Origin of the sequence: Zooshikella harenae (assembly GCF_018837975.1) — a bacterium.
GTDB classification, from domain to species: Bacteria; Pseudomonadota; Gammaproteobacteria; order Pseudomonadales; family Zooshikellaceae; genus Zooshikella; species Zooshikella harenae.
Genome location: NZ_JAGSOY010000037.1, coordinates 14119 through 28784 on the forward strand (window position 1 = coordinate 14119; position 14666 = coordinate 28784).

At 39.4% G+C, this 14666-nt stretch carries 14 protein-coding genes; 5 read left to right on the top strand and 9 right to left on the bottom strand.

From position 1 onward, the window contains the following. Window positions 1-15 precede the first annotated feature (15 nt). From KCG35_RS15155 to upp, 4 genes are all read right to left on the bottom strand, one after another. Window positions 16-681, bottom strand: a complete 666-nt coding sequence (locus tag KCG35_RS15155; RefSeq protein WP_230409198.1) for a nitroreductase family protein — start codon at window positions 679-681, stop codon at window positions 16-18. Between the two features lie 601 nt (window positions 682-1282). Further along, entirely contained in the window at window positions 1283-2605 is a 1323-nt protein-coding gene (gene aptA / locus KCG35_RS15160; RefSeq protein ID WP_215820632.1) for an omega-aminotransferase AptA, read from the bottom strand. A 246-nt stretch (window positions 2606-2851) separates the two neighbouring features. Continuing rightward, complete coding sequence (locus KCG35_RS15165; RefSeq protein WP_215820633.1) at window positions 2852-3226, bottom strand: SecDF P1 head subdomain-containing protein; 375 nt, start codon at window positions 3224-3226, stop codon at window positions 2852-2854. Window positions 3227-3433: 207 nt separating this feature from the next. After that, on the bottom strand, window positions 3434-4060 hold the full coding sequence (gene upp / locus KCG35_RS15170) for a uracil phosphoribosyltransferase (RefSeq protein ID WP_215820634.1): 627 nt from the start codon (window positions 4058-4060) through the stop codon (window positions 3434-3436). A 674-nt stretch (window positions 4061-4734) separates the two neighbouring features. On the opposite strand from upp, the gene KCG35_RS15175 reads away from it, so the two are divergent. Next, window positions 4735-5289: a hypoxanthine-guanine phosphoribosyltransferase gene (locus KCG35_RS15175; RefSeq protein WP_215820635.1), complete on the top strand. Its 555-nt coding sequence runs from the start codon at window positions 4735-4737 to the stop codon at window positions 5287-5289. A 241-nt stretch (window positions 5290-5530) separates the two neighbouring features. Continuing rightward, the gene (locus tag KCG35_RS15180; RefSeq protein WP_215820636.1) at window positions 5531-6109 is read left to right on the top strand and encodes a thymidine kinase; all 579 of its coding nucleotides are present in this window, start codon (window positions 5531-5533) and stop codon (window positions 6107-6109) included. 136 nt (window positions 6110-6245) lie between these two features. Here the strand turns inward: KCG35_RS15180 and KCG35_RS15185 are convergent, their stop codons facing one another. Next, window positions 6246-7340 carry a DUF3541 domain-containing protein gene (locus tag KCG35_RS15185; RefSeq protein ID WP_215820637.1) on the bottom strand — a complete coding sequence of 365 codons (1095 nt, stop codon included), beginning with the start codon at window positions 7338-7340 and terminating at the stop codon, window positions 6246-6248. A gap of 4 nt (window positions 7341-7344) precedes the next feature. Continuing rightward, window positions 7345-8499: a DUF3541 domain-containing protein gene (locus tag KCG35_RS15190; RefSeq protein WP_215820638.1), complete on the bottom strand. Its 1155-nt coding sequence runs from the start codon at window positions 8497-8499 to the stop codon at window positions 7345-7347. A gap of 351 nt (window positions 8500-8850) precedes the next feature. On the opposite strand from KCG35_RS15190, the gene KCG35_RS15195 reads away from it, so the two are divergent. The 3 genes from KCG35_RS15195 to KCG35_RS15205 all read left to right on the top strand — a co-directional run bounded on the left by KCG35_RS15195 (window position 8851) and on the right by KCG35_RS15205 (window position 11272). Further along, window positions 8851-9462 carry an ABC transporter ATP-binding protein gene (locus tag KCG35_RS15195; protein WP_255561979.1) on the top strand — a complete coding sequence of 204 codons (612 nt, stop codon included), beginning with the start codon at window positions 8851-8853 and terminating at the stop codon, window positions 9460-9462. Then, entirely contained in the window at window positions 9455-10252 is a 798-nt protein-coding gene (locus KCG35_RS15200) for an ABC transporter permease (RefSeq protein ID WP_230409200.1), read from the top strand. The genes KCG35_RS15195 and KCG35_RS15200 overlap by 8 nt, the downstream gene beginning before the upstream one ends. A gap of 141 nt (window positions 10253-10393) precedes the next feature. Continuing rightward, window positions 10394-11272 carry an alpha/beta fold hydrolase gene (locus tag KCG35_RS15205; protein WP_215820641.1) on the top strand — a complete coding sequence of 293 codons (879 nt, stop codon included), beginning with the start codon at window positions 10394-10396 and terminating at the stop codon, window positions 11270-11272. Between the two features lie 81 nt (window positions 11273-11353). On the opposite strand, the gene KCG35_RS15210 is transcribed toward KCG35_RS15205, so the two are convergent. The 3 genes from KCG35_RS15210 to KCG35_RS15220 all read right to left on the bottom strand — a co-directional run bounded on the left by KCG35_RS15210 (window position 11354) and on the right by KCG35_RS15220 (window position 14428). Further along, a complete protein-coding gene (locus tag KCG35_RS15210) occupies window positions 11354-12580 on the bottom strand; it encodes an aminotransferase class I/II-fold pyridoxal phosphate-dependent enzyme (RefSeq protein ID WP_215820642.1) in 1227 nt (408 codons plus the stop codon). 189 nt (window positions 12581-12769) lie between these two features. Further along, window positions 12770-13192 (bottom strand): hypothetical protein, encoded by a 423-nt coding sequence (locus tag KCG35_RS15215; RefSeq protein WP_215820643.1) that lies wholly within the window; start codon window positions 13190-13192, stop codon window positions 12770-12772. Between the two features lie 345 nt (window positions 13193-13537). Further along, window positions 13538-14428, bottom strand: a complete 891-nt coding sequence (locus KCG35_RS15220; protein ID WP_215820644.1) for a transporter substrate-binding domain-containing protein — start codon at window positions 14426-14428, stop codon at window positions 13538-13540. Window positions 14429-14666 lie beyond the last annotated feature (238 nt).

Sequence of the window (14666 nt, forward strand, 5' to 3'; positions counted from 1 at the left end):
GAGAGGTGATAAGCATTAAATATAGTCACACACTTCAGATAAAGAATATTTTTGAATATTGGGCACTTCAGCCTGTTCTGAAGGGTATCCAGTTACCAGCAAAAGAAAGGGGCGCTCATCTGCTGGTCGCTGCAAAATGGTATTAAGAAACTTCATGGGGCTCGGTGTGTGTGTCAGCGTAGCCAGACCAGAAAAGTGCAAGGCTGTTATAAGCATTCCGCATGCAATACCAACAGACTCCGCCGTGTAATAATTTTTCTTTTTTTGCGCTTCATGATAAGTAAACTTCTTAAGAAACACTGCAATCAAGTAAGGGGCAGTTTCCAAAAACGGTTTATGTTCATCTGTACCTAAAGGCGCTAAAGCTTCCAGCCACTCTTCAGATGCCCGATGTTGATAAAAGGCTTCCTCTTCAGCCTCAGCCCCCTGACGAATTTCCTTTTTGAGTTCATCACTGCTTACAACAACAAAGTGCCAGGGTTGTTTATTGGCACCACTGGGAGCAGAGCTGGCAGATAAAACTGCATTATCAATAATCTCTCGAGCGACAGGTCTTGATGAAAAATCCCTGACGGTACGACGTTGCTTAATCATTTGGTAAAACTCACGAGAACGCAAAAGCATGTCTTCTGGTGAGTACTCAGTGAAGGTCAAAGGGATAAATGGTACTGGTTTCATCATCCAATTCCTTTTGGGTTTCTTATGTCCTATCAGATCACTATGTACAGTTTCAGAGTTAGTATAGAGAGTTCTAAAGGAAAAAACTAATCAAACCACTGAATACACATTTCAGCAGTTTATTTCGCAAGAAAGAGTAATAGACAACGTCTATTCAATTGACAAAATAGGTTGAAGAGCTAAACCTCATAAAAACGAAGGCCAGAATAAAACTTCAGTTACTTAGTGTTAACTGACCATATTTATTTTACAAAAATCAACATCACTATGATGGCCTACCCAATGGCCAAAAATCGGAAGCAAAGGCGAGCAAACAAAGCCTCTTTCACGTAACTTTTTCTTGGAAACTTGACTTGCTTTATTATCAGCATCAAACAAAATACTTTCACTTTCCTCGCAGACAGGAAGCAATAATGATATTGGTATAATTATAAATAATATTGTGCCACACCATACACTGCCTCTAGTTTTATAAACCCATACTTCACCCAAATTACTTTTGTTTTTTCAAATAGTTCTCCTTTTTTAGCGAGATAGTCTTTCTTTAATAAAAGATCATTATAAAACTAATAGAATGTATTCATTATTACAACATACTTTAAGTCTACTTTAGCTTACTTAATACTTGCTTTAACATACTGATTATATGCTCAATTTCTGATCGAGAAACAATCAATGGAGGAGACAACGCAATAATATCACCTGTCGTACGAATCAAAACGCCTTGTTCAAAAGCATCAAGGTAAGCTTTAAAAGCACGTTCAGTTGGTTTATTTTTTTTTGGTTCTAATTCAATAGCCCCTACCAAGCCAAGATTTCGTATATCAATCACATAGGGTGAGTTAACCAGACTATGCAAACCTTCCTGCCAATAATCTGCAAGTTCTGCAGCTCTATGTAATAAGTTTTCGTCGTGATAGGTTTCTAATGTTGCTAAAGCAGCCGCACAGGCTAATGGATGCGCAGAATATGTATAACCATGATAAATGTTTATAGCCGTGGCATCATCTTGATAAAAGGCATTATAAATTTTATCTCTGACAAACACAGCTCCCATAGGCACTGAACCATTCGTTAAACCTTTGGCTGTCACCATTATGTCAGGGGTAACACCGAAGTAGTTAGCCGCAAAAGGCTCACCTAATCGTCCAAATCCCGTAATTACCTCATCAAAAATTAAAAGCACACCATACTGATCACATATTTCACGTATTCGTTGTAAATAGTTTATTGGTGGGACTAATACCCCTGTTGAGCCTGCTACAGGTTCTATTATTACAGCAGCAACGGTTGATGGATCATGTAAAAGGAGTAATTGCTCAAGCTGGTCCGCTTTTTCAACCCCATAAACAGGTTGACCCAAGCTAAATTGGTTTCGAGCTAAATCATGGGTATGAGGTAAATGATCAACTTGCGCTAATAAATTAGGAAACAGTTTCCGATTAACCGAAATTCCCCCCACAGACATTCCACCAAAGTTCACTCCATGATAAGCTCGTTCACGACCAATTAAGCGGGTTCTTCTCCCCTCACCCGTTATCTGATGGTAAGCTAACGCAATTTTTAGTGAAGTATCAACGGACTCTGAACCCGAATTGGTAAAAAATACATGGTTTAAATCTTCAGGGGTTATCGCTATAAGTTTTTCAGCAAGTTCAAATGCTTTCGGGTGTCCCATTTGAAAAGCCGGAGCATAATCCAGTGTAGCCACTTGTTGTTGTACAGCCGCAACAATTTTTTCACGATTATGTCCTGCATTTACACACCAAAGCCCTGCAGTAGCATCAAGAATCTGTCTTCCTTCTGGGGTCCAATAATACATCCCTTTAGCTTTTTCCAGGAGACGAGGATGTGCTTTGAAATGTTGATTTGCGGTATAACCCATCCAGTAAGCTTCTAGCTTGCTATGTTTATTTTTTTCTTCCATGGCATTATTGCCTTTTATTTTTTATACACAAAGTGAAGGGAATTTATTGTTATTGAACAACTTCATATTGCACTATAAACAAAAATTGGAAGCATAACATCTATCTAGCGCTAGGAAGAACCAGGGAAGGATTCACGACGTGTTCGAAGGGCACTATTAATGGCAAATGACTTAACACTTACATTAAGGGTTAGCGCCCAATGACAATTAACTATTAATAGCTGTTCTGTTAATTATCAATACCCATTAACTTTCTGAAGCCGTAAGCAGTGATTGCACAATACGAGATGCTTCCTGCTCAGACAAACCTGTTACAGTGAGTTTCTGTCCTATTTTTTCTCTAATCTTAGTACCCGCACTTACCAGCGTGCCATCAATACTGATCGACATCCGTTGCCCTAAGTGTTTCCTTGTGAAGTGAGCTAACTTTTGCCCAAACTCGTCTGATAATTCTATATCAATGACAGGACCATTAAAATTATCCTTATTTAGTTCAGCAAAAAGAACGTCATCATTGTTAGCAACGAGGTCTTCACCGTTTACGCGAAACGCAATGTCAGCCTGAACAACTGATGACAAGCACCAAAGCAATCCAATATATAACAGCCCAAACTTTTGCATATCAACACCCTCCATGGCAAATCAATAGATTGTCTAATCGATCCTAAAGTATAGCGCCAGCTGTTAAATTCGACGATAAAGCCTTCATGAAAACGCTTTAAGTACTTAACCCTTCGGATCAGGCCAACCCTGCTCAACATAATTCGCTCAGGCTTTAGTCGCTATTCCGTTAGCCCCTCAAAAAAAAGAAGCCTACTGGCTTCTTTTTTATTTGGTTCCAAAAATTTTATCACCTGCATCCCCCAATCCTGGAAGAATGTAACCTTTTTCATTCAAGCGTGTATCTACAGATGCCGTATAAATAGTCACATCGGGATGAAGCTTGATAACACGCTCAATACCTTCTGGAGCCGCAACCAATACAAGTACGCGTATTTCCTTACAGCCCTTTTCTTTCAGCATGTCAATTGTCGCAATCATTGAACCGCCTGTTGCCAGCATAGGATCAATAACCAACGCCATACGCTCATCAAGATCACTCACCAGTTTTTCAAAGTAAGGGACAGGTTCAAGGGTTTCCTCATTACGATACAGGCCTACAACACTGACCCGAGCACTTGGAATCAACTCCATTACGCCATCAAGCATGCCTAGGCCCGCTCTCAGAATGGGCACAACGGTTATCTTTTTCCCTTTAATCTGTTTTACATTAACGGGTCCTGCCCAGCCTTCTGTTTCGTAGTCTTCTAGAGGAAGATCTTTTGTCGCTTCATAAGTCAGTAGACATCCTACTTCACTTGCCAGTGTGCGAAACCCTTTAGTACTTATGTTCTTATTTCGCATAATCCCCAGCTTGTGTTGTACAAGAGGATGTTTTATTTCAAAGACGCTCATGGATAACCTCAAATCAACATCAACGAAACAGCATCGCCAGATTAAGGTACATACAGCAAACATAAGGTGTTAAAACGACGCGTTTTAGCATATGCTGCTGTTAGTAGCCCCCCTAGCAGACACAGTGTGGTCATATATTTATACTCTTCGCGATAGGTATAACTGACATATGACAAAATTACTTCATTTGCTACAGGCAAATTGGCCGTATTCTACCTTGTAACGAAACATCTGCCTAATCCTTTACAATCAGCCACCGCTTTTTTGTTTTCCTTTTATAATGACCCATTATTTTTTGCCTATTGTTTTACAAAAAAGACAAGGCAGATGACTCCTATATAAGGGTCTGTTAACACTCTAGATGAGTACTAGCCAAAAACCTGTATCTTTAGCCACGACGTATGTGTCTGCTAAGTGTAGTCTGAATAAGGAGTGCATCAATAGGCATTTGGGGCTTGCTCTCAGACGTGAGTCACTGTATTGTTCCCGCCCTTAATGGTAGCAAAATTGATGGTCACCTGAAGTTCAGTAAACAAATAGCCTCTCATCAGCCATTTGCTTGCTCGTATGAAGTAATCGTGCAAACAGCTTCATATACACTCTACATCACCAGGTGCTAAACCAAAGCGAATCATCTTAGGTTTCATCAAACATAAATACGAGGTTCCCAATTCATGTCTGCAGATCTTGAGCATATTAAACAGGTTTATGCCGAAGCCGACTGTTTATACACTGAAGCTGAAGTGGAAGCAGCGATTGAGCGCATGGGACAAGCCATTACCGCTGAACTCGCAAACAGTAACCCATTAGTCTATTGCATCATGAATGGTGGCCTGGTTGTCAGTGGCAAACTGCTCACTAAACTGAATTTTCCACTTGAAGTTGACTATATCCATGCAACGCGTTACCGCCAAGAAACTACTGGTGGAGCGTTAGATTGGAAAGTTCGCCCAAATACATCAATGCAAGACCGTACTGTGCTCATTCTGGACGATATTCTTGATGAAGGTCATACCCTGGCAGCAATCGTTGACTTTTGCAAAGCCCAAGGCGCTAAAGATGTACAAACTGCTGTACTGGTTGAGAAAAAGCATGACCGTAAAGGCGTTGATTTAAATAGTGACTATATTGGTCTACAAATAGAAGACCGCTATATCTTTGGCTATGGAATGGACTACAAAAGCTACTGGCGTAACGCACCAGGGATTTTTGCTTTAAAAGGCCATTAATTGATTACCGTATCTGTTTAACGTTACGGTCTACTTTAATATGCAATGTCTGTCAGACTTATTATGTTCAGACATTGCATAGTTCTAATGTATTACCACAATGTACTGTCACAATGTACTACCACATTGAATAACGGTACTTGTAACATAGTACATTAAGTCATGTCTAAGCAACGTGTGTCCATTTGTCATCGTGGCTATACGCTGTATGGGCTCTGCACACCTGATAGCAAAAAATAAAATGGCACAACTCTACTTTTACTATTCAGCAATGAATGCGGGCAAGTCAACGGCTCTGCTACAGTCAGCACATAACTATAAAGAACGAGGCATGGAACCTCTTCTATTTACAGCTGCCATCGATGATCGCTTCGGCAAGGGAAAAATCAGCTCTCGTATTGGCCTATCAGCAAATGCTCATTTATTTCAGGGCCAAGATAACTTTTTTGTTACCATACAACAGGCAAGCCAACAACAAAACATTCACTGCGTTCTGATCGATGAAGCTCAGTTTCTCACTAAGCTACATGTTGCAGAACTGTCAGAAGTCGTTGATCAACTGGATATTCCTGTGCTTTGTTATGGACTTCGTACCGATTTTAAAGGCGAGTTATTTGAGGGTAGCCATTACTTACTTGCCTGGGCAGATAAAATCAGCGAATTAAAAACGGTCTGCCACTGTGGTCGTAAGGCAATAATGGTTGCACGGCTCGATGAGCATGGCAAAGCCATTAAAGAGGGCTCTCAAATTGAAATTGGTGGAGAAGAGCGCTATGTATCTTTGTGCCGGAAACACTTCAAAGCAGCGCTTATCAGTTAAACTCTTGGCATATAGCGGGAGATCATTTTAGCTATTTCATCAAGAGCTAAAATGATCTCCTCGAAAACGATACAACTGACGTCCTTACTTATTTTCATGAAACTGACAGCCAAATCCCCCCGCTTTTATTGCTGTTTTAATCCAGAGATAAACGATAAGGCAACTGTCTACGCCAGGTTGATGTTTGCGTTAGATCTGGTCCAGGTGTTAACTGGTTCGGCCAATTAAAAAAAGCATAGGTAAGCACATTACGATGCTCTCCAGAGCTTAATGAAACATTACCTTCAGTTCCGGGGATAATGTGGTGTTTCTTATCAATCATTGCCAACAACTGACGTTTCAACCGATGTAAAACCACTTGATCAGAAAAGCCAACTAACTTTAAGCATATACCAATTTCAGCCAAAACATCCGCTTTAGCCCGCTTTTCAATGGTATCTAATGTACTCACAAAGTACTTTGTTATCCATGCAAACCGCTCATCAGAAACAGGCTTCTGATAGTAACGACTTGCAGACAAAATAATATGAGTTAAACCATATAGCTTATTCTGATATTCCAACTGTGACAGTTCAGTATCCTTTGTTATTGGGTAAATCGCTTGAAATTTAGCTATAAACTTTTCTGATAACTTAGCAATACCCAGTTCCTCTAACCAAAAAACATAGTTTGCAGCTTGCGCTGCGTAAACACGAATAAAGGCTTCATCTAAGAGTAGATTAGCGATTGATTGCTTTTGTAAATGATTTAATAAATTAGAAAAATGTGTTGGTTTAATGCCTAATTGATTTAGTTGCGCCAGTAGATAAATACTATGTAACTCAAAACGCAATGCTCTATACTTAGTTTGCTGCCAAAAAAGCCTCCGCTTAAGCCCACGACTTTTCTGGCCAAATGCTGATGTTAAATCATCGACTATCTGCAGCCTAAACTTTTCATTGCTTATATGAGCATCATACCAACTGACACGAGACACTAAACGATATACATGATTAATAATTTCACCAACATACTTTTCCTGTCCCGTCAGACGGTACATTCGCAAAGCATAATGTGCTTTACGTTTAGGTGTTAAGTGAAGTTGATTTGAATCATAAACCTCTTGAATTTTAAGTGCCGCCTTGTTTGCAGCTTGCTGCTCGGCATTTGTTGCTATGGCTGCTTGTACTCCATTACTTAACAGCCACGATAAAATAAGTAAACTCGCTTTATACCTACTGAATAGCTTCATACATTCATCGCTGTATAGATTTAATAACTACATTTTTGGGTAAATACGAACGAAACTTGTCATCATTAGCCAAATAAGGTCCAGGATGCAATGGCCTCGGTAAATAGAACAGCATAAATGCGAGTACATTACGATGCTCCCCTCGCGCCAAATCCCACTCCCCATCTACAGAAGGAATCATTTTATGCTCTTTATCTATCGCTTGCAGAATAGACTGACGACACTGCTTGACCACAGGATGATAAGCGTCACCCGCGAGTAAAAAACTTACGCCCACCTCCGCGATCACATCAGGCTTAGTTTCTCTTAAAATACGTGCTATATTTTTTTCAAAATAATCATAAATCCAGGCAAATTCTTTTTTATCTACTGATTGCTGGTAGTAACGACTTGCAGCAAAAATAAAATGCGTTAACCCATAAATTTTGTTGGTGTAAGCATCACCTTTTAATCCCAAGTCATCCTCAAATGTTTTTATAAAAGCTTCTTTATAGGACTTTCTTAAATCAACAATATCTAATTGATGCAGCCAATAAACCCAATTAGCGGACTGTGCTGCCCATGCCCGTATGACTTCAGGTTTTAAAAGCGTTGACCTAAAATCATACTTCTTAAGTGCTGCATATAATTGTGCATTGTGAACTGACTTTAAACCTAATTCATCTAATCGATTCATAAAAGGCAAAATAGCCGAACTATAAAATATAAACTCACCGTTCCTGGCTAGCACCTGACGCCTTAAGTTTCCTTTATAATGATCTGGCTGTTTTCTTCGATAATGGTTTACATATTTTTTAATATAGTTTTCATCATCTAAATGATTGGCAATAAAGTCCAAACGATCAGCGACAACATAAATATCGTATAAACTTGTGGCTAAATATTTTTTACTGCCTGTTAACCGGTATAAACGGATTCCAAAGTGTCCTTGTTTTCGGGGAGGTAATGTAAAAAGTGCTGATTCTAGCGTTTCACGAAGCACACTTGAGGCTTGCTGATTGAGCTTAAGGGATTCATGATGACTGACATTTGATGCCCAGGAAGACGGACCAAAAAATACAGTTAGGGTTACAGAAAGGATAAGAAAAAGCTTAAGGCTAAGACCAAAATGCATTTTATTTTTTTTAGCATATACCGGTTTATTTTTGATTAACTTCATAATTTACTTCCAGTTTTCTGTTTTTATAATGTAATAAACCTAATGTTCTTACATCTCCTTCTAGCCAGTTATCATTTTGTTTACTAAGAGCACCTCTAAAAATAGTGTTTTTTTTTGTGAGAGCAAGCTTTAGAGGTGCCCTTAAACCAGACTCAAGTTATGATTACCTAGAATGCCCTGTTGGCTATACTTAAGTAAATGATTAATACAACTCTGCTTGGCACACAGCGACTTGCTTCCTGATTAAAATGTGACAAACATCCACAAAACTTCTAAGTCTTAGTACACCTACTGCAAATGGTTTATATTCGTAAAAACCAAATTAACTGCTGTGTAAATCACAAACTAAGCATGAATAATTTTACTCCCTTACTGCAGGTCAAGCATTTATCTGTACACACAATACAACAGATCAGCTTCAACCTTTTCGCCCAGGTATGTATGTGTATTCAAGGTGCTTCAGGAACGGGCAAAAGCCTGCTTTTAAAAGCACTGGCAGACTTAATCCCCGCACAAGGAGAAGTATTATTACAGAATCAAAAACAAACTGACATTGAGCCATCGCAATGGCGTCGCTATGTCACATTAGTACCCGCTATGCCAAGCTGGTGGCATCCAACGGCTGGAGAGCACTTCTCCTGCAATATTGATAACTATCTCACACAACTGGGATTACCTCATTCAATCGTACAGCAACCTATACATACGCTTTCTACAGGTGAAAAACAACGATTAGCAATTTTAAGAGCACTGCAACATAATCCCTACGTCTTATTGCTGGACGAACCCACGGCTAACCTCGATCCTGTTAGTCAATCACGCCTGGAACAGTTTTTATTTGACAACTTTTTACAACAAACAGATCGCAGTATCATCTGGGTTGCCCATCATCCATCACCTTGGCTGGTTGATCGAGCACAAAACTTCACTTTACATGGAGGTTGCTTAAGTGGAGATGATTGAACTCAGTTACGCTGATTTAGCACTTTGTATCCTACTACTGAGCATGCTTGCTTTATTTCAGCGAAATCTTGCCCCTGGCCTTACACGACAGCTATTCATCAGTATGGTACGGATGTTACTACAACTGAGCATCATTGGCCTGGTTTTAACATGGTTGTTCAGCCATGTTCAACTCAGCTGGATACTAGGGATTGCACTACTGATGATACTCGCTGCAGGGCGTGAAGCTAATGCAAGACAAACCTACTCTTGGGTAACACGTTGGAATATCTGGATTAGTACTGTTGCATTATTTATTGCAACAACGAGCATGTTGTTGCTGATGCTTTTGGCCTTTATCCAAGCAACCCCTTGGTATCACCCACAGTACTTTATTCCATTGCTAGGTATGCTTCTTGGTAACAGTCTTAATGGCGTATCATTAGCAAGAGAGTATATGACAGTCACAGCACATGATGCTCAGGAACGTATTGAAGGACAGTTAATGCAAGGCGCTAATTGGTTACAAGCAACTGTTTTCCTTCGTCGACAAGCTCAACACAATGCCATGATCCCCGCCATTAATTCGATGGCTGCAGCCGGTATCATCAGTTTACCCGGTATGATGACTGGGCAAATTCTTGCGGGCACTGATCCATCACAGGCAATACGTTACCAAATTGTCATTTTAATCTTAATTGCCATAGCTACTGGGCTGGGAAGCCTTATTACAACATTTTTTACAGCACGACAACTGTTTGATAAACGACAACGATTACGTCTTGATCGATTAAAGCCAGCCCGTCATTAAGCTTATTTAAAATGAAAACGTTCTTTCTAAGAGGTATCCCTATTCCAAGCAGAATATCCAGTTTTTAACTTTCATTCCCAAGCTTGTTATACTACTCGCAAAAGGCATAAATCGCCGTACAATTACAGGAAGTAACATACTATGCAACACACCCTACACTGGTGGACAGTTAATCCCAAACAACACAAGCAATCTATTTTATTTGTGCATGGTGGGCCAGGAAGCCACTCTCACTACTTTAAACACTGGGTGAGCCAACATCAGCATTTCTCGCAACACTTTGGCTGGATATCCTATGACCAACGAGGTTGTGGACTATCCAAGCCACATGATGAATACATTCATGACGCTAATATTGATGACTTTTTATTAATGCTGGAAACGTTTGCAGATAGTGGTATTAATATATCCGCTATTGCCGCCCATAGTTATGGTGCAAAGCTTGTGTATGATGCCTTAGTAAATAACCCCAAAATTAACACAAAAATAATTTTGTTAGGACGTTCATTACGAGCCGATATTCCAGCCAAAAGAAACTTTATGATGGATATGATCCTCATGAAACTTTTTCAAAAAGAGGATTATAAAGCTATTATGGCATCTACACAGTTTGACGTAAACGATCCTACAAGTTTATGGGAGGTCAAGCTAAAGTTTAAAGATACACTTAAAAACAGAAGCATCCGCAGCTTATTTAATTGGTCAAATTTTGATGCTATGGAAGCATTTGAAGCGATAAAAGCACAGTGCACGCTAACCGACAATGATGATATCTTTAAAGCGGTCGTCAACAGCATTCATCAGGATAGTAGCAGTACCCCATACTATGATATTGCCAAATTAAAACAGCAGGTATTACATATTATGGGCAGCAACGACTTTCTTATGGCAGGCGATCTATTTCAATCTGAGCATCACGACAATTACACTGCCTGTGTCTTTTCCAAATCTGGTCATTACCCCCACTTTGAAGAACCCATAAAATTTATTGAAACGGTTAATGACTTCATAAAATCCTAATGATCACTTATTGCAAGCTAATTAGCTGTCACCTTACAGGTGGCAGCTAAATAAAAACAGAGGACTGGACTGCCTGATAGGTTAAATCATTTGACAGGCAGCCAATGCTGTTTTTAGTTGATTCCAACGCTGAGTTAAGCTTCCCGTATACCCCATTGAAAATCGTACTAAACCTGATGAAATATTAGCAAATTGTTTATCTTCCTCAGTCATTTCACTCGAAGTTGAACTACCAGAACATGACATAAGTGTATCACTGTAGCCCAAGCTAACAGCCATCAAGCCAAAATGCTGTTCATTTTGCAAAATATTCATTAATGCATTTGCTTTTTTTTCTGAACCAAGGTCCAATGTAAACAACCCACCAAAACCATATTCATCTACATTTCCACTGTTTTTTAATAGCTGGTGATCTGGATGGTTAGACAAACCAGGATACGTCACGGGTAACCCCATTTCATGCAGTTTCTCTGCAATATCCATTGCTCTTTGACTGTGAGCCTGAATACGTAATGGTAAGTGTGGTAGGCGCGCACTAATACGAAAAGCAACATCTGGATCCATGGTGGGTCCAAGCAACATTAAAGACCCTGTGTGTAAATCCATTAACTGGCTGACAAAGTCAGTCGATGCGCAAACAACCCCCGCTACTGTATCAGAAGCCCCATTAATAAACTTAGTTAAACTATGTATAACAATATCAGCTCCCAGGGCAATCGGCTCAATAATTAAAGGAGAAAAGGTATTATCAACTACAAGTGTTAATCGGTGCTTTTTAGCGAGCGTGGCTAATGATCGAATATCAGCAACACGAAGTGTAGGATTCGCTATTGACTCAACATAAATAACCTTGGTTTTTTCAGTAATTTTTTGTTCAATTAACGAGCGCTGATGAATATCGACAAAATGTGTATGTATATTATTCTTTAAAGGAAAGTAATCATGTAAAAGTGCGTAAGTCCCTCCATATATTGTATGAGAAGCAATAATCTCATCACCAGGATTCAAAAGCTGGAGTAACGTACTGGATATAGCGGCCATGCCACTAGCCGTACAATATGCAGACTCACTACCTTCTATACACGCCAGTTGCTGCGCTAGATTATAGACTGTTGGGTTAAAATGACGCCCATACAAATAACAGCCCCCTTGTTGAGGTCCCTTTTGTCCTTGAAAGATTTCAGGCAGTGTATTAGCTTCCATCACAGTAAATGTAGAACTGGCTTCAATTGACATGTTAACGCCGCCATGTTCACCAAATTCATGTTTAGCATTAGCAAGTCGTTCTACAGCATTCTTATTATCCATTTTTATATCCCTATTTTTTTATATGCAAACAAAGCAATAAAAAGTAAAATCAATAATATTTTTATTATTACTTAGAGTAATCTTTGGAGAATATAGGAAGACGCTCTAGGAGTGAAGGGTTAGCTCAATAAGCCCACATACTTTATCGGAAACTTTTTATAACAGCCACACGGGCATATTGTCATACTCTTAAGTTTCAGTAGTGGTATTATCCCAATGAAATACCAAGTGATCAGTGCGTGCATGAGTAGCAGACTCAGTAGTTAAACGAACATTACTGTGGTGTTTTAACCTCATGATGGTCTGCTTAACTGACTGCTCGTTTCCCTCCAGTCCAGATAGAAAGTCAACCAACTGATAGTTAGTTACCTGCTTTTCCTTTTCGATATAGTCTAGTGCTCGCTTTAAAAGAGGTGTCTCACGGCTAGCGGTCTTACTATGGGTTGATGTTGGTACTGTATTGTGTAACTCACTTTCACAAGTAGTTGTAGTCTTGTTCTGTCTGTTACAAAAATCAAGTAGTTCAGATGCCATATTAAGCAAGTCTTCATCACATGTTATTGTCAAATCAATTGGCGTATTACCAACAGAACCCTTGATTCGCATAGCCATCAGTTCATACCTAATCAAGCATTATTAATAAGTCACCATTATTCTTAAAAATTCAACCACTGCAAATCAACTTTTTGCATTATGCAGGCTTTGGACAAAGGTGCTTTAGAAAATGGCTTTTGTATACCCATAACGAAGGGTTTTTAGGGCCGGCCGTCAAATGACTGGGGTGAAGAACGCGGACAACAAAGCCTAAAAATGATTCGTGAAGGGTATATGTTAATTGTATGAGATGAAAAACCAGCTAATCACCTCCGAAGCATTCTCCACAGAAAACCTTAGGATAAGGCTTACAGGTGAGCTCGGTGGTGATTAGAAATATTACTAGATAGCGTTAAAAACAAATTAAAGCATATTAGTTAAAATATCACCTGGTTCAAACCATAATGACCGATTAGATAGTGGTGTTTTAGCAGGCAACTCTGGGTTATCCAGCCTAATCAAGCGGCGTTTATTAAGATTAGCACGTAAAATTTTATCACGATGATACTTATAAAATATTCTATCAAAGGTTCCATTCGCGATTAATTTATTAAGCCCTATTTCAACCCGGTTGGCCAACTTGGCATTTTTCTTCGACATAAAAAAGTAGTAAGGCCATGGATAATACAATACCAGGTCTTGTTCAACAGACAAATTGGGATACTTGTCTTTTCGACGCGCCAGAATACCATGAGCTTCATTTACGCCCAGAGGTAATAAATCAAACCGTTTCTTTGCTAACTGAGTAAAGAGCAACTCAAATTTAAATACTTTATAAGGATCAATACCATTAGCCTGGTAAACTTTCACATCCCCCCAGTCCTGACCTTGGCCAATTTTTAACTGCTGCAAATCTGCTAATGTTTGCACCTGCTGAGCTTTTAACTGCCCTTCAGGGTTTGCTAAGCTCAACCTATAACCAAGTAATCCTTTGCGAAGGGGTATGCGAATGGGGTATAACTGTTCTTCTCTCTGTTGACTGGTTGAACTCCAGGTGATGTTAATAAGACGGTCCTTCTCAATTTCAACCAGCATTCTTTCTTCAGTTAACCTCGCTCGAGTACTACTAACCTCATAATCACCATGGCTTTCTTTTGTTATTTCCAGAGCTTGTGTCAACAACTCTTTAACATCTTCCAGACGAGCAGGCACTATAGGAAGTACGTACGAATCAACTGCGTTAGCAGAAAAGGAGGTAACCAGTAATGTCAGCGCACTTATTGTACAACTAAACCAGCGTTTTACTACGTGCATAGCATTGGTCTCTTTATTATTGGGAATGTATGACTACTTACAGCGTCCGTATTCCATCTCCAGCAAAATATCCATGATGCCAAAGGCTGATTGCCGGCCAGACACTGTATACATTCAGCCCTGGTGAATCATATTACCCTGAATTCTTGGTAAATTGTAACCATTGCACTTTTGTTAAGCAATTGGTTATAAACTAAAACTTCTGTACAAAAGAAAATGCACTTGATTCTTATTTTAT

Coding starts and splice junctions, on each gene's coding strand:
- KCG35_RS15155 (WP_230409198.1), bottom strand. CDS start 681: ATGATGAAACCAGTACCATTTATCCCTTTGACCTTCACTGAGTACTCA.
- aptA (WP_215820632.1), bottom strand. CDS start 2,605: ATGGAAGAAAAAAATAAACATAGCAAGCTAGAAGCTTACTGGATGGGT.
- KCG35_RS15165 (WP_215820633.1), bottom strand. CDS start 3,226: ATGCAAAAGTTTGGGCTGTTATATATTGGATTGCTTTGGTGCTTGTCA.
- upp (WP_215820634.1), bottom strand. CDS start 4,060: ATGAGCGTCTTTGAAATAAAACATCCTCTTGTACAACACAAGCTGGGG.
- KCG35_RS15175 (WP_215820635.1), top strand. CDS start 4,735: ATGTCTGCAGATCTTGAGCATATTAAACAGGTTTATGCCGAAGCCGAC.
- KCG35_RS15180 (WP_215820636.1), top strand. CDS start 5,531: ATGGCACAACTCTACTTTTACTATTCAGCAATGAATGCGGGCAAGTCA.
- KCG35_RS15185 (WP_215820637.1), bottom strand. CDS start 7,340: ATGAAGCTATTCAGTAGGTATAAAGCGAGTTTACTTATTTTATCGTGG.
- KCG35_RS15190 (WP_215820638.1), bottom strand. CDS start 8,499: ATGAAGTTAATCAAAAATAAACCGGTATATGCTAAAAAAAATAAAATG.
- KCG35_RS15195 (WP_255561979.1), top strand. CDS start 8,851: ATGAATAATTTTACTCCCTTACTGCAGGTCAAGCATTTATCTGTACAC.
- KCG35_RS15200 (WP_230409200.1), top strand. CDS start 9,455: ATGATTGAACTCAGTTACGCTGATTTAGCACTTTGTATCCTACTACTG.
- KCG35_RS15205 (WP_215820641.1), top strand. CDS start 10,394: ATGCAACACACCCTACACTGGTGGACAGTTAATCCCAAACAACACAAG.
- KCG35_RS15210 (WP_215820642.1), bottom strand. CDS start 12,580: ATGGATAATAAGAATGCTGTAGAACGACTTGCTAATGCTAAACATGAA.
- KCG35_RS15215 (WP_215820643.1), bottom strand. CDS start 13,192: ATGGCTATGCGAATCAAGGGTTCTGTTGGTAATACGCCAATTGATTTG.
- KCG35_RS15220 (WP_215820644.1), bottom strand. CDS start 14,428: ATGCACGTAGTAAAACGCTGGTTTAGTTGTACAATAAGTGCGCTGACA.